The sequence below is a fragment of the Skermania piniformis genome (assembly GCF_019285775.1).
GTDB lineage: Bacteria > Actinomycetota > Actinomycetes > Mycobacteriales > Mycobacteriaceae > Skermania > Skermania pinensis.
This window is the reverse complement of the sequence record NZ_CP079105.1, coordinates 4,194,778-4,212,319: the sequence shown is the minus strand read 5'-3', so window position 1 is coordinate 4,212,319 and position 17,542 is coordinate 4,194,778. Positions and strand designations below refer to the sequence as shown.

Genomic DNA, 17,542 nt, shown 5'->3' with positions numbered 1-17,542 from the left:
AGCCGTCGCCCGGAGAGCAACAGCAACAACGCGCCGGCGCTCGCGGTGATCATCGCCAGCGCCTTGCCGTATGCATTGGAGCGTACCGAGAGTGCTGTCGGATCCCCGAGGGGTTGCCCGGCCGGGGTGCTGAGCCCCACGTGCACCACCAGGTTCCGGGTGGCGGCGACCTTGGCCGGGAGCTGCAGGGTCCGGCTGCCGTTCGGCGGGAGCAGCTGTTCCCCGATGTCGTCGACGGTCATCGCGGACGGCGCGTCGATCCGGACCCGCACCCGGATACCGACCGGCAGGTCGTTGCGGGCCACCAGCAGCAGCGGGCTCTGCTCGGAGGCGAGGGTGTAGGCACCACCCGGAGCGAGCACGGTCACCTGGCCGAACAGGCCGGCCAGCGTCGTCCCGGACCGGGCGAGCCGATCGGAGGCCGCCGCGTCCGCGGCCGATCGATCATTGCTCTCCGGATCGGCCGAGCGGCGGCCGGACAGGCTCAGCGCCCGCACCAGGTCCTGGCGGAGCGGAGCGAGGAAGTCGCTCGGGTCCAGCTCCCGCTGCGGGTCGTCCACCAGCGCGGCAGCCAACGTGTCCAGCCGGGCGGATTGGTCCCGGATCGGGGCTCGTAGCGATTCGGGGGTGGCGTCGTCGATCACCTGCTGCGGGTAGTTCAGCTCGAACGGTTGCGGGTCCGGCGATTGTGCGAGCAGGTCGGCGAACCGGCGTGGGACCGCCAGACCGGACCGGAACAGCGTCGCGAGCTCGGCCAGCACCGTGGCTGCCTCGTCGCGGTTCACCGACCACTGTTGCGGCGGCGCCACGAGCAGCGAGCGTGGGTAGCCGGGCAGCGGGGTCACCGCGGACCACGCCATCGCGGCCAGCGCGTCCTGGAGTCGGGCGTCCCGCGAATCGTCGCCGAGCGGGAACCGGGCGCGTTCCGGGGCGAACGACGGGACGTACGGCGCGGATCCGGTGGCGGCGAAGGCGGAGGCGGTGGACACATCGATCACCGCGGCGTGCAGCGCCGGGTCCGGCGCGGCCGGTGGGGGTGGCCCCGGCGTGGGCGTCGCCGCGTTCGGTTCGGTGGTCGGTGCTGGTTCGGTGGTCGGTGCTGGTTCGGTGGTGGGAGCTGGTTCGGTGCTCGGCGCCGGCGCGGTGGTCGGGACGGCAGTAACCGGCCGGCTGATCGCCGGGAACCGGACCAGATCCGGCGGGGTCACGGCGGGGTTGCCGCCGGACACGGCACTGCCTGCCAGCAGCACGGTGTCGGTTCCGAGATCGTGCAGCAGGGTCGCGGTGTCGTCGTCGATCGCGCCGGCGTCGGGCCAGATCACGCCCGGGCGCGAGCTGGTCTGGAGCACGGTGTCGACGATCCCGGTCGGGTCGGTGATCGCCCCGGCCGTCACCGCCGCCGCGCCGATCGCACGTACCGCGGGCAGGTCGGCCTGCGCGTACGGCACCGCGACCGTGCACACCCGCCCGGCCAGTGCGCGGACCCGATTCAGCCAGCCGGCCGCGGACATCGCGCCGGTGCCCGCCCGCGTCGGCCCGGCCGGATCTTCCGGGCGCTGCGGTACCTGATACCCGCGGGTCATAGCCGATACGGTGATCAGCAGGTCGGGGTCGATCGCCAGGCATACGCTGTCGGCCACCTTGTGCTCGCGGTCGTTCGGCCCGATCGCGAATTCCAGCGCACTGACCAGATCGTCGAGCCGGCCGCCCTTGGCCAGCTCGCCCGCCAGCTCGTCGTCGAGCAGCCGAACCGGTTGGTCGGCAGCACCGGTGCGGCCACCGACCAACCGTGGACGGGCGGCGAGCGGCCAGAGGACGGTGGTCGCGATCGGTGGTGCGGGGGGTGGTAGCACCGCTGTCGCGTCGGGATCGGCCGGGTCGGCGGCGGCCGGGTCGGCCGGCACCCCCAGCACGGGCAGCAGGAACGCGGCGTCGTCGAGTCGGGCGGCGCCGGTGAAGTCCGGGGTTCCGTTCAGACCGACCGACAGCGGATACACCCCGGGCTTGGTGATGCCCAGGGAGCGGGTCGGAGTAGGCAGGTCGGGGTCCGAGCGCAGCGGCATGGTCAGGGTGAACTGCTTGTGTTGGGCGGCCCCGAGCCGGTCGGCAACGGTGACGTAGTCCCCGGTGACGACCTGGTCGGCCGCGCCGGGGGCGAGCGCGGTACGCAGCCCGATCGAGGTGGAGATCGCGGCCCCACGCTCCAGCCGGGCGGTGATGTCGCGGACCGTGCGGTCGCCGATGTTGTAGGCGGTCGCGGTGATCACCACGACCGGGTCGCTGGTCAGGGTGACCGTGTTGGGCGCCACCGAATCGATCGAGATCCGGATGAACCGGTCCGGTTCATCGCCCGGATCGCGGGTGGTCTGCGCCCAGCCGAGCGCGGCCCCGGGCCCGACGAGCAGCGCGATCGCGGCAAGTACCGCCACCACCCGTCTCATGCCGTGCCGACACCTCCACCCATCCGCTCGATCAGCTTGGTCGCGACCTCGGCGAGACGACGCTCGTCGGCGTAGGCGAGTCGCGTGGGCAGCTCCGCCAGCGGCACCCAGGCCACCTCGGTGACCTCGGTATCGGCGTCGGACAGTTCACCGCCGACGAACCGCAGCAGGAAGTGGTGGACCGTTTTGTGTACCCGCCGGCCCTCGGTCACGAACCAGTAGTCGATGCTGCCCAGCGCGGTCAACACCCGGCCCTGGATGCCGGTCTCCTCGGCGACCTCACGCATCGCGGTCTGCTCGGCCGTCTCGCCGGGCTCGATGTGGCCTTTGGGTAACGACCAGAGCAGCCGGCCGCGGCGGTCGGTCCGGCCGATCAGGGCCGCGCGTACCTGTTCGGGCGGCCCATCCAGGCCCGCCACCACCAGCCCACCGGCGGACGTCTCCAGCACGGTACGTAATCGTCGCCTACCGGCGGCGGCCCCGCCACGCCGCCGGGTCCGTCGCCGCCGGTTGTTCGTGCGATCGGCCGGAGACACCCGGGCAATTCTAGCTGGTAGCGCCCCTCGGGCCCGGAACTCTGCCGAGCGTGCATCGCCTATGCTGCGGTCCCGTGGTTTCGTCACGGCCGTCCGCCTCGCCAGACCGCCCGCAGCAGGCGGGCGACACGCCGGATCGGCGTACCCGGCTGTTGGCTGCGGCGGCGGTGTCGTTGCGGCAGGAATCCGCCGTGTTGGCCGCGCTGGGCAGCCGGTTCGCCGAGCGCGGCCATGAGCTGTACCTGGTCGGCGGCAGCGTTCGCGATGCGGTGCTCGGCCGGCTCGGTGCCGACCTCGATTTCGCCACCGACGCGCGTCCCGAGCAGGTGCAGGAAATCCTGCGCGGCTGGGTCGACCACCAGTGGGACACCGGCCTGGCGTTCGGCACGATCAGCGCGGCGAAGGGCGCCCATCAGATCGAGATCACCACCTATCGCAGCGACGCCTACGACCGGACTTCCCGCAACCCGGTGGTGGCCTACGGAAACACCCTGGCCGAAGATCTGGTGCGACGGGACTTCACCGTGAACGCGATGGCGGTGCGCGTCGCCGGCACCGGTGCCGCGGACTTCGTCGATCCGCTGGGCGGCCTCGATGCCCTGTTGGCCGGCGTCCTGGATACGCCGGCGACGCCCGAGCAGTCGTTCGGCGACGACCCGTTGCGGATGCTGCGGGCGGCCCGGTTCGTCTCCCAGCTCGGTTTCGAGCCGGCACCGCGGGTCCGCGCCGCGATGCGGGCGATGGCCGGCGAGATCGACCGGATCACCGCCGAACGGGTCCGGGCCGAGTTGGACAAACTCCTCCTCGGCGACTACCCGGTGGAGGGGATCGACCTGCTGGTCGAGACCGGCCTGGCCGACCGCGTGTTGCCGGAGGTGCCGGCGATGCGACTGGAGATCGACGAACATCATCAGCACAAGGACGTGTACCGGCATTCGCTGACCGTGCTGACCCAGGCGATCGACCTGGAGGACGGTGATCCCGACCTGGTGCTGCGGTGGGCGGCCCTGCTGCACGACATCGGCAAGCCCGCCACCCGCCGGCACGAGCCGGGCGGTGGGGTGAGTTTCCACCACCACGAGGTGGTCGGGGCCAAGCAGGTACGCACCCGGATGCGGGCGCTGAAGTACCCGAAGCAGCTCACCGAGGACGTGTCCCGGCTGGTGTTCCTGCACCTGCGATTCCACGGCTACGGCAAGGGTCGCTGGACCGACTCGGCGGTCCGGCGCTACGTCGCCGACGCCGGAGATCTGTTGCCCCGGCTGCACAAGTTGGTGCGCGCCGACTGCACCACCCGCAACAAGCGCCGGGCGGCCGCCTTGCAGGCCACCTACTCGGAGTTGGAGGCTCGGATCGCCCGCCTGGCCGAGCAGGAGGACCTGGCCCGAGTGCGCCCGGATCTGGACGGCAACGCGATCATGGAGCTGCTCGACATCCCGGCCGGCCCGCAGGTCGGGCGGGCCTGGCGGTACCTCAAGGAGCTGCGATTGGACCGCGGGCCGCTGTCTCGGGACGACGCCGAGGCGGCGTTGCTGGCCTGGTGGCGCGCGCAGTAGCGCGACCCGTACTCACCAGAACTCCGGTATTCACCAGAATTCAGTACTCACCAAAACTTCAGTGCGGTGCCGCCGACGATCGCGTCGCGCATCTGCCCGAGGTCGAACGAGCCGCTGGTCTGCGGGATGTCCAGGGTGATGTACACCATCCCGCGTTCGCGCACGGCGCGGACGATCCGGGTCTGGTTCGGCAGGTCGGACAGCGGCACGGTGCGCGACGGAAGGAGCCAGGACGGCACCGGCACGCCGCGCCAACTGGCCCGGCCGATGTCGATCCGGAGCAGGTCGTCGGTGATCCGGCCGGTGACCTCGGCGACGATGCCGCGGCTCTGGTGGGTGGCCAGCAACTTACCGGTTGCGGGATCGAGTGCGATTCGCCAATCCGTCCCCTGCTGATTGATCCAGTCCAACAGCGTGGTGGTCGCCAGTGCCGCCTCGACGTCGATCTGCGCGGCGTCGATCCGCGTCGGCACGCCGGGGATCAGCCGAACCCGGTTGGCCACAATCTGAACCGAGCGGACGGGGTACCCGTCCCAGTCGAGATCGGCCAGCTCCACGGTGACCTGCAGGAATGCCCCGGTGCGACGGACCGAAAGCGAACGCAGTTCGGCGCTCACCGCGCGATCGGCCAAGGTGAGCCGAATCCGCTGCCCGCCGAATCGACTGGCGATACCCAGCGACAGCGCGTCGACCACCACGTCCGGCATCAACGCGGTGACCGTGCCGGAGCCGAGCATCGCCACCGGGTCGACCCAGGCAGTGGTCATCGTCAGCCACTGATCCAGCCAGGCCCGCCCGGCGCCGGCCGCCCGAAACGGCGTCCAGGTACGTGGATCGAGACTGCGTGGATCCAGATTGCGTGGATCCAGATTGCGTGGGTCGAGATTGCGGGGATCGAAGTTGCGTGGGTCGAAGTAGGACGGCATGACGATTCGAGCGTATGCCGCCGGGCTGTGTCGTACCGCGTGTTGTCGGCAGATAGCCGAACTGCGCCGCAGCTACGGTTCCGATCGGATGTTTCCGCCGAAACCGCGGTAATCTTCGGTGCTGTGTCCAGTCTGCGAATCCGGGATGCAGCCGCTGTGCTCGGGGTCAGCGACGACACCGTGCGACGGTGGATCGACGGTGGCTCGTTGGTCGCCGAGCGAGACGAGTCGGGTCGTCTGGTGGTGGACGGAGCGACGCTCGCCGCCTTCGCCCGGGACAACGCCGCGCGCGCGCCGCGGTGGCCGTTGTCCGGTTCCAGTTCCGCGCGCAATCGGTTTCCCGGCCTGGTGACCAATGTGGTCGTCGACGGGGTGATGGCACAGGTGGAGATGCAATGCGGACCGTTCACAGTCGTGTCGTTGATCAGCAGCGAAGCCGTCCGGGAGCTCGGTTTGGCGCCGGGGAGGGTGGCGGTGGCCACCGTGAAGGCGACCAACGTGGTCGTCGAAACGCCGCCCGAGTCCTGATCGCGGCGAGCGCGCTGACCTTGGTCGGGTGCAGTTCCACCGATTCGTCCGGGTCGGGCGCTACGGCGTCCGGTTCGTCGGCGACCGACAGTGCGGCCACGGGCCCGGTGACGGTGTTTGCGGCGGCGTCGCTGAAGGCGACGTTCACCGAGCTCGGCCGGCAGTTCGAGCAGGCGTACCCGGGCAGCAAGGTCGATTTCCAGTTCGCCGGTTCGTCCGATCTGGCGCAACAGATCATCGCCGGCGCACCGGCCGACGTGTTCGCGTCGGCCGACACCGCGAACATGACCAAGGTGACCGACGCGCACGAGATCACCGATCAGCCGGTGAACTTCGCCAGCAACACGCTGACCATCGCAGTGGCCCCGGGCAATCCGAAGGGCATCGCCACGCTCGCCGACCTGACCCGGCCGGATGTCTCGGTCGTGGTCTGCGCCCCGCAGGTGCCGTGCGGGTCGGCGGCGGTGAAGGTGGAACAGGCGGCGAACGTCGACATCAAGCCGGTCAGCGAGGAGCAAGCGGTCACCGACGTGCTCGGCAAGGTCACCTCCGGGCAGGCCGACGCCGGGCTGGTATACCGCACGGATGCCTCCGGTGCCGGCGACAAGGTGACCGCCGTGCCGTTCGCCGAGTCGTCCGGCGTGGTGAACATCTACCCCATCGGGGTGCTCGCCGACGCGAAGAACGCCACGGGGGGGCGGGAATTCGCCGAACTGGTCGCCGGTCCGCAGGGACGCGACGTGCTACAGCAGGCCGGGTTCGGCGCGCCGTGACGGGTTGAGCGGGCGGTGCTGAGATGGCGTAATCCGGCCGTTCCGGTGTGGCTGCTGGTGCCCTGCGTGGTCGGGTTCGCGCTGGTCACCGTGCCGCTGTTCGCCATGGTCGGCCAGGTGGATTGGCCCCGGTTCGTTGCCTTGATCACCTCGGAATCGTCGCGCGCCGCCCTGGAGTTGAGCCTGCGCACCGCGTCGGCGGCCACCGTGGCCTGTGTGCTGCTCGGGGTGCCGATGGCGGTCGTGCTGGCCCGGGTGCCGTGGCGCGGCATGGCGGTGATCCGGGCGCTGGTGCTGCTCCCGTTGGTGCTCCCCCCGGTGGTCGGGGGGATCGCACTGCTCGGGGCGTTCGGCCGGACCGGTCTGCTCGGCCGACACCTGGTCGCGGCCGGGGTGCAGATCGCGTTCAGCACCACCGCGGTGGTACTCGCGCAGACGTTCGTCGCGCTGCCGTTTCTGGTGCTGACGCTGGAGGGTGCGATGCGTAGCGGTGGGCAGCGCTACGAGGCGATCGCTGCGACGCTCGGTGCCCGGCCGAGCACCGTGCTGTTGCGGGTGACGATTCCGCTGCTGGCGCCGGCGCTGGCGTCCGGGGTGGTGTTGTCGTTCGCCCGCGCGCTGGGCGAATTCGGCGCCACCCTCACCTTCGCCGGGAGCCTGCAGGGTCGCACCCGCACGCTGCCGCTGGAGATCTATCTGCAACGGGAGACCGACCCGGACGCCGCCGTCGCCCTGTCCCTGGTGCTGGTCGCGGTAGCCGTGCTGATCGTGGTGCTCGCCCGGCCGCGTTCGCGGGGCGCCTGGTGAGCGGTCTGACGCTGGACCTGGCCGTGCCGGAGCGCGACGTCGCCGTCCGGTTGCAGATCGCCGCCGGCGAGGTCCTGGCGTTGCTCGGCCCGAACGGCGCCGGCAAGTCGACCGTGTTGGAGGTGATCGCCGGGCTGATCCCGGACGGCGGGTCGGTGTGCTTGGCCGGGCGGGAACTCGCCGGGCGACCGCCCAGTCGACGGCCGGTCGGGCTGCTGTCACAGCAGCCGTTGCTCTTCCCGCATCTGTCCGCCACCGCGAATGTCGCGTTCCCGTTGCGGTGCCGGCGGGTCGGCCGGGCGCAGTCCCGCCGCCGGGCCGGCGAACTGCTCGGCGCGGTAGGAGTCGGCGACCTCGGTGGTCGCAAACCGGCGCAGCTGTCCGGCGGCCAAGCGCAGCGGGTGGCGATAGCGCGGGCACTCGCCGCCGAACCCGAGGTGTTGTTGTTGGACGAGCCGCTGGCCGCGCTGGACGCCGCGGCCGCCCCGGCGATCCGGGCGTTGTTACGCGAGGTGCTCCGCCGGCGGCGCCATATCGCCATCGTGGTCAGCCACGATGTCGCCGACGTGGTGGCGCTGGCCGATCGGGTTGCGGTGCTGGAGCAGGGCCGGGTGGTCGAACAGGGTGCCCTGGCCGACGTGGTCGGCGGCCCGCGCAATGATTTCGTCGGCCGGATGACCGGGACGTTCGGCGCAGACATCGGCATCCCCCCGGCCGACCCGGCGTGAGTACGCTGGCGGCATGCCGGGATTGAGACTGGGATACAAGGCGTCGGCCGAGCAGTTCGGACCGCGCGAACTGGTCGAGCTGGGCGTGCTCGCGGAGCGGTTCGGCTTCGATTCGGCCACGGTCAGCGATCATTTCCAGCCGTGGCGACACACCGGCGGGCACGCCCCGGCGTCGTGGGCGTGGCTGTCCGCGGTCGGCGAGCGGACCGAGCGGATCATGCTCGGCACCTCGGTGCTCACCCCCACGTTCCGGTACAACCCGGCGGTCGTCGCGCAATACTTCGCGACCGCCGCCTGCCTTTATCCCGATCGGGTCATGCTCGGCGTCGGTACCGGCGAGGCGTTGAACGAGATCGCCACCGGATTCCAGGGCGAATGGCCCGATTTCAAGGAGCGGTTCGCCCGGCTGCGCGAGGCGATCGCATTGATGCGCGAGTTGTGGCGCGGGGACCGGGTGGATTTCGACGGGGAGTACTACCGCACCCGCGGTGCGTCGATCTACGACGTTCCCGATGGCGGGGTGCCGGTCTATGTCGCGGCCGGCGGTCCGGTGGTCGCCCGGTACGCCGGTCGAGTTGCGGACGGCTTCATCTGCACGTCCGGGAAAGGCATGGAGCTCTACACCGACAAGCTGATGCCGGCGCTGGCCGAGGGGGCGGCGAAGGCGGACCGGTCCGTGGCGGCAATCGACCGGATGATCGAAATCAAGATCTCCTACGACACCGATGCGGACCTCGCATTGGAGAACACCCGGTTCTGGGCGCCGCTGTCGTTGTCTGCCGAACAGAAGCACTCGATCGACGACCCGATCGAGATGGAAGCCGCCGCCGACGCGCTGCCGATCGAGCAGATCGCCCGACGTTGGATCGTCGCCACCGACCCGGACACCGCGCTGGCCCAGATCCAGCCGTACCTGGATGCCGGACTGAACCACCTGGTCTTCCACGCGCCGGGCGCAGACCAGCGCCGGTTCTTCGAGCAGTTCACCCGGGATGTGGTGCCCGGTCTGCGCGCCCTCGGCTGAGCTCGTTCGCCGCGACCGCCAGCAACGCCAGTCCTACGACGCCGGCGCCGGCGACAACCAGCCCGACCGACCGGCCGTCGGCCGGCACCAGCAGCGCCGCTCCGGTCAGCGCCACCACGAAAGCGCCGTTGAACACGGTGTCCTGCAACGCGAATACCCGACCGCGGTGCGCGTCGTCGACCTCCAGCTGCAACGCGGCGTCGCCGGTCAGCTTGACCAGTTGGCCGGTGCACCCGAGTAGCGCGGCCCCGGCCAGCAGGGTCGGTTGGGTCAGCTGCGATACCAGGGTCAGCTGGCTGACCGCGGCCAGCAGCAGTCCGGCGACGACCGTGCGGGACCGGCCCAACCGGGGGATGAGCAGGGGCGCCACCACCGCCGCGAACAGCATGCCGGCGGCGGCTGCGGCGATCGCGACGCCGAAGCCGACCAGCCCGCCGATGGTGTCGGCGCTGTGCTGGCGCAGTACCAACACCATGATCAACGTATCGATCCCGAAAAGCACACGGTGCGCACCGATCCCGAGCAATGCAGTCGTCACGCCGGGTCGGGACCAGACCGCGCGGACCCCGGTGCGCAGACCCGCCGCGAACCCGGCCCACCCGCTGGACCGGATCGCGCCGGCGCGGTCCGGTCCGAGCTCGCCCGGGCGAAACCGGATCGCGGCCAGTGCGCTCAGCAGCGATCCGGCGGCGGCGCCGAGCACCGCGACCGCGCCGGCCGAATCACCTCCGCCGAGCAGGCCGATCACCGCGACCGCGACGGCTGCGCCGACGCCGCCGAATGCGGCCGCGGCGGTGGCGAACAGCGAGTTCATCGGGATCAGCCAGCCCGGTCGCACCACATGGGGCAGTGCGGCGCTCGCCCCGGCGAGGACGAATCGGCTGATCCCGATCACCGTGAGCGCGAGCAGCAACAGCGCGGTGGGCCCGCCGCCGGCCGCGACCAGGCCGGCGGCCGCACAGATCAGCACGGCGCGAAGCAGATTCGCGGTCAACAGGACGTTGCGTCGATCCCAGCGGTCCAGCATGGCGCCGGCGTACGGACCGAGAATCGAGTACGGCAGCAGCAGCACCGCGAATCCGGCCGCGACCGCGAGCGGATCGGTCTCCCGTTCCGGATTGAACAGGATTGCGCCGGACAATGCCGCCTGGAACATCCCGTCGCCGAACTGTCCGGCGAACCGGATGACGGTGAGCTTGCCCAGGCCGGGGCTGGCCCGCAGTGCGGTTCGCACGCGAATACGTCGTTGCGCGGGAGCGATTTCGGCCGATGCCGACGGTCCGTGATCGCTCACCGGGTCGAGATTAGTGCCCGGCCGGTCGTGTCCGCCACCACGCGACCAACCACCACGCGACCAACCACCACGCGACTAACCACCGAGCAGCCGTGCGACCGCTCGCCGCTCGCCGGCCAGGTCCACCGGCCCGCCGGCCAGTTCGGCCAGCACGTCGCAGATCGGCCAGCGCGGGAAGTAGCCGTATCGAGCCGAGTAGAGCCCGATTTCGTGGATGCCGTAACGATCGGTGGAGTCGAACAACGCGTAGCCGATCAGTTGGTACAGGTCGGCGCGGGGCAACCGGTCCGACCGCGCGCCGGTGCGGGGGTCGGCCGGACCGAGCCGAGTCTTGATATCGATCAGCACGCCGTCGGCTATCAGATCGGCGTCGGCCGCGCACCGCACCGATGCGGCAAACGTCGGCCCGAGCGCGAGTGGCGCGCGGGCGCGCAGCTCGGGCAGCAGGAAAACGTCCGCGACCTCGGTCAGCGCGGCCAACTGGCCGAGCGCGTCCCGGGAGGCCAGTCGGAGCAGTTCCGTCGCGGTGAACCGGCCGGCATCGAGCAGTCCGGTCAGCGGCGAGTCGGGACGCAGTCCGCGCCGGTACACGTCGGTGCACAGGGCGAGGGCCCACCCGGCTCGGGCCTGCTCGACCGAGCCGGGTTCGGCATTCTGCGCCGTCCGGACGATCGCCTGCACCGGTGCCGCCGCCGGATCGTCGCCGAAGCCGATGATCGCCGGTACGGGCAGATATGCGGCGTCCAGGGCGAATCGGACCAGGTAGTCGAACGCGGTGCCGACGGTCGCCGGATCGGCGCTGCCGCCGGGCACCAGCAACTCCCCCGCGCCCGCACGGTAACGCTGCTGGATCGGCCGGACGTGCGGAAACCGGTCCAGCAGAAATGCCCGCAACGGGCTGTCGTCGTCCCGCAGCGCCGCGGTGAGGTTGGTGAATCGGTACACCCGACAACCGTTCCACGACAGCGGAACGCGCGAGTGTCATGATTGGGGACGTGGCGCAAGATGAGCAGGCGGATGACGGGTCCCGCCGACCCGACTTCCGGGAGCGGTACGGGGATGCAGTCGCAGCAGCTGAGCAGGTACGGCCCGGGAGTTTGCTCATCGCGGCCACCGAGTTGACCGAGCCGACCTTCCGGCGGACCGTGATCTACATCATCGAGCACAACGACGGGGGCAGCCTCGGCGTGGTGATCAACCGACCCAGTGAGATTCCGGTCGGCCGGGTGTTGCCTCGCTGGGCCACCCTGTCCCGGCCGACCTCGCTGTACGTCGGCGGACCGGTGAAACGCGATGCCGCACTATGTCTCGCGGTGTTGCGGGTGGGCGCCGAATGCGACAGCCGGGTGGGATTGCGCCGGGTCGCCGGCCGGGTGGCGATCGCCGACCTCGACGCCGATCCGCGCCGGTTGGCGCCGTTCGTCGAGGGGGCCCGGATCTTCGTCGGCTATTCCGGTTGGACGTTCGGTCAGCTGGAGAGCGAACTGGAACGCGGCGACTGGATGGTGCTGTCCGCGCGGGCCGGCGATCTGTTGGTCGACCCGCGGGTGGATCTGTGGGCGGCGGTGTTACGCCGTCAGCCGATGCCGCTCGCGTTGCTGGCCACCCATCCGATCGAGGTCGAGCGCAACTGACGCCGGTGCGCGCCGAGAATCTACCGACTGCGTAGTTATTCGGGGGCCGCGCGGCCCCACCGGTCGGCCAACGCGGCACAGACGATCAGTTGAATCTGGTGAAACAGCATCAGCGGGAGCAGCAGCAGGCCGATCGGCTGGCCGGCGAACAGCACGGTAGCCATCGGCAACCCGCTGGCCAGGCTCTTCTTCGACCCACAGAACACCACGACGATCCGGTCGCCCCGGCCGAATCGGAGTAGTCGGCTCAGTCCGGCCGACACCGCGAGCATCGCTGCGAGCAAGGCGCCGGTGCAGCCGAGCAGCGCCAGGACCTGCACTGGCGACACCGTGTGCCAGATTCCCTCGACCGTGCTCGCGCTGAACGCGCTGTAGACCACCAGCAGGATCGAGCCCCGGTCGACCAGCTTCAGCCCGGCCGAGTGGGCACTCACCCAGCCGGCGATCCAGGGTCGCAGCAACTGCCCGGCGACGAACGGCACCAGCAGCTGCCCGACGATGTCGAGCACCGACGACGGATCCACCGCGACTCCTCCGGTGGTGTGCATCAACGCGATCACCAGCACCGGGGTGAGGAACACACCCACCAGGTTGGACAACGATGCACTGACCACGGCACCGGCCACGTTCCCCTTGGCAATCGAGGTGAACACGATCGACGACTGCACCGTCGACGGCACCAGGCACAGATAGAGCAAGCCGGAGTACAGGTCGGCCGGCAACGCCGACGGCACGAGCAGCTGCGCGGCCCACCCGAAGATCGGAAACGCCAGATAGGTACACGCGAGCACGACGGCGTGCAACCGCCAATGCCGCAGCCCGGCCAGGGCCTCCCGAGTCGACAGCCGGGCGCCGTAGAGCAGGAACAGCCCGGCGATCGCAATCTTGGTGATCCACCCCAACATGTCCGCGCCGGCACCGCGCGCCGGCAGCGCGCCGGCCAGCACCGCAACCGCCAGGATTGCCAGCACGAACCCGTCGACCGGGAGTTTGCTGGGCAGCCGCACCGGCCCAGGCTAGTTGCTCAGCTCACGCCCGGTCGTGCAGCCGGTCGGCGTAACTGTTCAGTGCCCCGGCCATCGCGGCCGCTTTGTCCGCGGTGATCGTGAGGGTGAGCGAGCCGGTGGTGCCGATCCGGACCGCGGTCCCGGTTCGGGTGACGATGCCGTAGCGACCGGGGCGGCGTACCCGCAGGCCCCAGCCGCCGAAGTCACGCAACGCGCGGACCTCCACCACCTCGGCGCCGGTGATTTCGTCCAGGTCCACCGCCACCGAGGTCATGCCCAGATTGCGTACCCGTACCCCGCGCCGGTCGACGGTAATGCGGTAGCGGCTGAGCCACAGCAACAGCAGCGCAGCCGGTAGGGCTGTGTACAGCGGCCAGAGCGAGTCGGTGAACCAGCAGCCCAGCGCCACCCCGACCGCGAGCAACCCGCCGACGATGGTCAGATCGCGACCGCTGAATCCGACTGTCTCCGCCACCGGCACCGCCGGACCCCGCGGCAGCTCGACCGGCGGTGCCGCGGTCGCGGGCACCCGGGTCCGGTAATCCCGCAGGAGTCGGGCGCCGAGCAGACCGAGAGCGAACCCGACGAGTGTGCCCACGCCCAGCGTCCAGCCGGGGAATCGGGGTTCCGGTGCGACCTGGTCGAGCTGCACCCCTACCGCGCCGATCCCGACAGCCAGCAGCAGGCCGACCACCGGTAGCCCGACCAGGAGCATGGTGCGGCGCATCAGCAGCATCGCCTGAGCCAACGCGGCGATCGCACAGCAACCGCCGCCGACCAGCAGGATGACCAGAGCCATCTGCCAGCCGAAGGTGGTCGGGTTGCTGAACCCGTCGGGCTCGCTGCCCGACCAATGGGTCGCGATCCGGTCCGGTAGTCGGGCGCGCCAGGCCCCCACCACCCCGAGCTGGGTCGCGGCGGCGAGCAGCGGCAGCCCGATTCCGAAGACCAGTCCCCACGGGTCGACAATCCGGTGGTACCGCACGCCGCCAAGTGTGCCTGCCGGACACCGGCACCAGGCCCGAATCGGCCGACGAGCTCCGGTGCGATGCTGGTCGCCGACGGGAGGAGAGATCGTGTCGGTGGACAGTCGGCGTTCCGGCGCCCGACTCTTCCGGGCGGCGACGGTCGTTGCCGGCGGGGTCGTGCATCGGCCGGGCTGGCTCGAGGTGGCCGCCGACGGCCGGGTGAGTTCCGTCGGACCGCGCCCGCCGACGGGCGGTTCGGCGTGCCGGGCGACGGTCGATCTGCGGGACGGGACCGTCGTCCCCGGGTTCGTGGATATGCACGTGCACGGCGGCGGCGGCGCATCCTTCGACGCCGGCTCGCCCGAGCAGGTCCGCACCGCGATCGCCACGCATCGGGCGCACGGCACCACCCGGATGTGCGCGAGCCTGGTCAGCGCACCGCCGGAACTGCTCGTTCGCCAGGTCCGGGCGCTGGTACCGCAGGTGGAGTCCGGCGCGCTGGCCGGCATCCATCTGGAGGGACCGTGGCTGGCGGCGACCAGGTGTGGCGCGCACGACCCGGCAGCGTTGCGGCTACCGAAACAGGACGAGATTCGGCGGCTGCTCGACGCCGGCGCCGGCACCATCCGAATGGTCACCCTGGCCCCGGAACTGCCCGGCGCGCCGGCTGCGATCGAGCGGTTCCGGGCCGCCGGGGTGGTGGTCGCAATCGGGCACACCGAGGCCGACCACCGGCAGACCCGCGCAGCGATCGCCGCCGGGGCGTCGGTGGCCACCCACCTGTTCAACGCCATGCGGCCGATCGGCCACCGCGAGCCCGGCCCGGTCGTCGCGCTCACCGCGGACCCGCGGGTCACGGTCGAGCTGATCGCGGACGGGGTGCATCTCGATCCGGCGATGTATCGGTGGGTCGGCGGTCTGGTCGGTCCGAGCCGGATCGCGCTGATCACCGACGCGATGGCGGCGGCGGGTCGGCCGGACGGGGAGTACCGGCTCGGCACCCGCCCGGTCACCGTCACCGGCGGGGTGGCCCGGCTCACCGGTTCGTCCACGATCGCCGGCAGCACCGCGACGATGGACCGACTGTTCCGGATGGCCTGCGGAGTGCCGGACGGACCCGACGATTCCCGATTGCTCGCCGCGGTGCTGCAGACGTCCACGGTGCCGGCCCGGGCGCTGGGTATCCCGGTGCACGACCTGTCCCCCGGCACGCTCGCCGACCTGGTCGTGCTGTCGCCGGAGTGGGAAGTGCGGCAGGTGTTTTCGGCGCTTGATTAGCCCCGGCGACGAAACAGCCTGCTTCGCCGCCGCAACCGCACCCCGGCGTGCGCCGCGAACGCTCGACCGTCCGCGGCAGTGCTCGTCTTCGGCCTACCGGCGGCCCACGCCGTGAACGTCGGTAGATAGTCGGCGCCGAGTGCGGCGACCAGCATCGGATATCGCTGCGCTACCTCGTCGGCGCGTTTGTGCAGCAGCGCGCGGGCGGTGACGGCCAGGTCGGCGGCGTCGAAGCCGGGCGGTACTGGTCCGTCCGCGACCAGCGCCCGGACCAGCGCCGCCTGCTCCTGCGCCAGACTCATCCGATCACCGCGACGCTGCCCGGCGTGACCCGGCGCCGGCCCGCGGCGTCCGCGATCGCGTCCAACTCGGCGAACAACTGCGCCCGCGGCGGGTAGTTGCCGTCGCGTTCGAGCAGGAACGGCACGGGCCCGGCGGTGGCCGTCGTCCGTTCCGCCACCGCGGTGACCAGCGCCAACACCTCGGCGGGAACCGGATCGGTATGCGTGTCGTGGTAGCGGTCGTCGGCGACGTGCCCACCGGCGACATGGCAGTAGGCGACCCGTTCGATCGGTAGCCGGGCCAGCTCGACAGCGGGATCGCGGCCTCGGTTGCGTGCGTTCGCGTAGACGTTGGCGACGTCGAGCAGGAGATACACACCGGTACGGTCGAGCAGCTCGGTAAGGAACTCGGCCTCGGTGAATTCCGCGTCCGGCCAATCGAACAACGCCGCGATGTTCTCTACCGCGAGCGGCACCGGGAGCCCATCCTGGGTGCGGGCGATATTGCGCACCACCACGTCCAGCGCTTCCCGGGTGCGGGGCAACGGGAGCAGATGCCCCGCTTCCAGCCCACCCCCGCGGACGAACGCGATGTGCTCGCTGACCAGCGGTGCCGATACCAGCTCGGCGCAGCGGGCCAGGTGCGATACCCGCGCCGGGTCGATTCCGTCGGCGCTGCCCAGCGACAGCCCGATCCCGTGTGGCACCACCGGTACGCCCGACGCGAGCAGGTCCGCCAGCTCGTCCGGGACGGCGCGGCCGAGCGATTCGGCGATCACTTCGGCGAACGCCGGCCGATCGAGTTCGGCGATCAGCCCGCAGATTTCCGGCCGCCAGCCGATCCCGACCCCACTCGGCAGCAGGCCGGTCATCCGCCGCACCCCCCGCCACCGCCACCGCTGCTGCATCCACCGCCACCGCCACCGCCGCAACCGCCGCCACTGCTGATGGTTCCGCCGCAGCTGCTCCCGCCGCTGCCGCCGGTCGATTCGACCCCGGCTGCGGCGGCCAGACTCGGATCGAGCGACCACAAGGCCGCTCCGCCGAACAGCCCGGCGGCCAGCCCGGCCCCGCCTGGGCCGTACGCGGCGAGTGCCGGTCGGTTCCCCGGCCGTAGCGCCTGGTTGCGTCGGGTTGCCGCTTGCAGCGTCCGGTTGCCGAGCCGGGTCCGGCGCTGCGGCAGGCAGAGCACCACCAAGACCACCCCCAACACGGTCACGGCCAGCACCAGCAGCAACACCGGCTTGCCGTTCGCGAGGCCGGCGAAGATCCGGGCGATCCCGACGAGCAGCACGAGCAGCACCGGGAATGCGGTGAACAGTCGGTCCCGACGTTGATCCGGCGAGGTGAGCAGGCCCGCGTCGGTCAGCGACGTCCGTAGCCGGGCCAGCGGGTCGGCCAGCTCGCTGCGCAGCTCGGGCAGGCTCTTCCCGCCGTGGCCGAGCGCGTCGTACACCGCGCGGGTGAACGGTTCCAGGCGGCCGGGTCGCCGGTCGGTATGCCCGCCGGTGGAATCGATCAGTCCGTCCGCGCGTAGCTGTGCCATCGCAGCGGCGATGGCGTTGACGTCCCGGTTGAGCATGCCGGCCTCGGGGCCGGTCGGCGTCCGCTCCGGGTCGGCATCCGGGCGGCCGTCTCGGGCTCGGCGGACCAGGACGGTGAGCAGCACGGCACCCACCGCGACGAACAGATAACCCAGCAGGAACATCGGGCCGGGAATACCCCAGGTATCCATTGCTAGTCCTCCCCCGAGGGTGCCCG

The 17,542-nt window shown here is 71.1% G+C and carries 17 protein-coding genes and 1 pseudogene; 8 read left to right on the top strand and 10 right to left on the bottom strand.

Annotated features, from left to right (window positions below; translation table 11 throughout):
- Nucleotides 1–50: 50 nt before the first annotated feature.
- Both KV203_RS20165 and KV203_RS19385 read right to left on the bottom strand, forming a co-directional pair.
- A pseudogene (locus KV203_RS20165) lies at nt 51–860 on the bottom strand (DUF6049 family protein); the annotation flags it as partial.
- Between the two features lie 1,577 nt (nt 861–2,437).
- A complete protein-coding gene (locus tag KV203_RS19385) occupies nt 2,438–2,977 on the bottom strand; it encodes an NUDIX hydrolase (protein WP_157079904.1) in 540 nt (179 codons plus the stop codon).
- Between the two features lie 74 nt (nt 2,978–3,051).
- Between KV203_RS19385 and KV203_RS19380 the strand changes: the two genes are divergently transcribed.
- Nucleotides 3,052–4,533 (top strand): CCA tRNA nucleotidyltransferase, encoded by a 1,482-nt coding sequence (locus KV203_RS19380; RefSeq protein WP_066473328.1) that lies wholly within the window; start codon nt 3,052–3,054, stop codon nt 4,531–4,533.
- A 47-nt stretch (nt 4,534–4,580) separates the two neighbouring features.
- On the opposite strand, the gene KV203_RS19880 is transcribed toward KV203_RS19380, so the two are convergent.
- Nucleotides 4,581–5,459 carry a hypothetical protein gene (locus KV203_RS19880; protein ID WP_066473330.1) on the bottom strand — a complete coding sequence of 293 codons (879 nt, stop codon included), beginning with the start codon at nt 5,457–5,459 and terminating at the stop codon, nt 4,581–4,583.
- Between the two features lie 123 nt (nt 5,460–5,582).
- Here KV203_RS19880 and KV203_RS19875 point away from each other — a divergent pair, with 123 nt between their 5' ends.
- The 5 genes from KV203_RS19875 to fgd are packed head-to-tail and all read left to right on the top strand — an operon-like array spanning nt 5,583 to nt 9,319.
- Nucleotides 5,583–5,987 carry a TOBE domain-containing protein gene (locus KV203_RS19875; RefSeq protein WP_066473332.1) on the top strand — a complete coding sequence of 135 codons (405 nt, stop codon included), beginning with the start codon at nt 5,583–5,585 and terminating at the stop codon, nt 5,985–5,987.
- Nucleotides 5,987–6,760, top strand: coding sequence for a molybdate ABC transporter substrate-binding protein (modA, locus tag KV203_RS19370; RefSeq protein ID WP_066473486.1), 774 nt, complete (start codon nt 5,987–5,989; stop codon nt 6,758–6,760). Before KV203_RS19875 ends, modA begins: the two co-directional genes overlap by 1 nt.
- Nucleotides 6,761–6,775: 15 nt before the next feature.
- Complete coding sequence (locus tag KV203_RS19365; protein WP_066473339.1) at nt 6,776–7,567, top strand: ABC transporter permease; 792 nt, start codon at nt 6,776–6,778, stop codon at nt 7,565–7,567.
- Nucleotides 7,564–8,295: an ABC transporter ATP-binding protein gene (locus KV203_RS19360; protein WP_066473341.1), complete on the top strand. Its 732-nt coding sequence runs from the start codon at nt 7,564–7,566 to the stop codon at nt 8,293–8,295. Before KV203_RS19365 ends, KV203_RS19360 begins: the two co-directional genes overlap by 4 nt.
- A 13-nt stretch (nt 8,296–8,308) precedes the next feature.
- Nucleotides 8,309–9,319 (top strand): glucose-6-phosphate dehydrogenase (coenzyme-F420), encoded by a 1,011-nt coding sequence (gene fgd / locus KV203_RS19355; RefSeq protein ID WP_066473343.1) that lies wholly within the window; start codon nt 8,309–8,311, stop codon nt 9,317–9,319.
- On the opposite strand, the gene KV203_RS19350 is transcribed toward fgd, so the two are convergent.
- Both KV203_RS19350 and KV203_RS19345 read right to left on the bottom strand, forming a co-directional pair.
- Nucleotides 9,279–10,580 carry an MFS transporter gene (locus KV203_RS19350; RefSeq protein ID WP_066473489.1) on the bottom strand — a complete coding sequence of 434 codons (1,302 nt, stop codon included), beginning with the start codon at nt 10,578–10,580 and terminating at the stop codon, nt 9,279–9,281. The two genes, fgd and KV203_RS19350, sit on opposite strands and share 41 nt — an antisense overlap.
- A gap of 108 nt (nt 10,581–10,688) precedes the next feature.
- The gene (locus KV203_RS19345; RefSeq protein ID WP_066473345.1) at nt 10,689–11,558 is read right to left on the bottom strand and encodes a hypothetical protein; all 870 of its coding nucleotides are present in this window, start codon (nt 11,556–11,558) and stop codon (nt 10,689–10,691) included.
- 38 nt (nt 11,559–11,596) lie between these two features.
- Between KV203_RS19345 and KV203_RS19340 the strand changes: the two genes are divergently transcribed.
- Nucleotides 11,597–12,247 carry a YqgE/AlgH family protein gene (locus KV203_RS19340; RefSeq protein ID WP_066473347.1) on the top strand — a complete coding sequence of 217 codons (651 nt, stop codon included), beginning with the start codon at nt 11,597–11,599 and terminating at the stop codon, nt 12,245–12,247.
- Between the two features lie 35 nt (nt 12,248–12,282).
- Here the strand turns inward: KV203_RS19340 and KV203_RS19335 are convergent, their stop codons facing one another.
- Both KV203_RS19335 and KV203_RS19330 read right to left on the bottom strand, forming a co-directional pair.
- Nucleotides 12,283–13,254 (bottom strand): bile acid:sodium symporter family protein, encoded by a 972-nt coding sequence (locus KV203_RS19335; protein ID WP_066473349.1) that lies wholly within the window; start codon nt 13,252–13,254, stop codon nt 12,283–12,285.
- Between the two features lie 22 nt (nt 13,255–13,276).
- Complete coding sequence (locus tag KV203_RS19330) at nt 13,277–14,239, bottom strand: DUF1648 domain-containing protein (protein ID WP_083530249.1); 963 nt, start codon at nt 14,237–14,239, stop codon at nt 13,277–13,279.
- A 91-nt stretch (nt 14,240–14,330) separates the two neighbouring features.
- On the opposite strand from KV203_RS19330, the gene KV203_RS19325 reads away from it, so the two are divergent.
- Nucleotides 14,331–15,500, top strand: a complete 1,170-nt coding sequence (locus KV203_RS19325; protein WP_246600338.1) for an N-acetylglucosamine-6-phosphate deacetylase — start codon at nt 14,331–14,333, stop codon at nt 15,498–15,500.
- On the opposite strand, the gene KV203_RS19320 is transcribed toward KV203_RS19325, so the two are convergent.
- From KV203_RS19320 to KV203_RS19310, 3 genes are read right to left on the bottom strand one after another with little or no spacing between them, the layout of a single operon-like run.
- Complete coding sequence (locus KV203_RS19320; RefSeq protein ID WP_066473352.1) at nt 15,497–15,802, bottom strand: SCO6045 C-terminal-like domain-containing protein; 306 nt, start codon at nt 15,800–15,802, stop codon at nt 15,497–15,499. The two genes, KV203_RS19325 and KV203_RS19320, sit on opposite strands and share 4 nt — an antisense overlap.
- Nucleotides 15,799–16,653, bottom strand: coding sequence for an MbnB/TglH/ChrH family RiPP precursor modification enzyme (locus KV203_RS19315; RefSeq protein ID WP_066473497.1), 855 nt, complete (start codon nt 16,651–16,653; stop codon nt 15,799–15,801). Before KV203_RS19315 ends, KV203_RS19320 begins: the two co-directional genes overlap by 4 nt.
- Nucleotides 16,650–17,516, bottom strand: coding sequence for a TIGR04222 domain-containing membrane protein (locus KV203_RS19310; RefSeq protein WP_066473354.1), 867 nt, complete (start codon nt 17,514–17,516; stop codon nt 16,650–16,652). Before KV203_RS19310 ends, KV203_RS19315 begins: the two co-directional genes overlap by 4 nt.
- Nucleotides 17,517–17,542 lie beyond the last annotated feature (26 nt).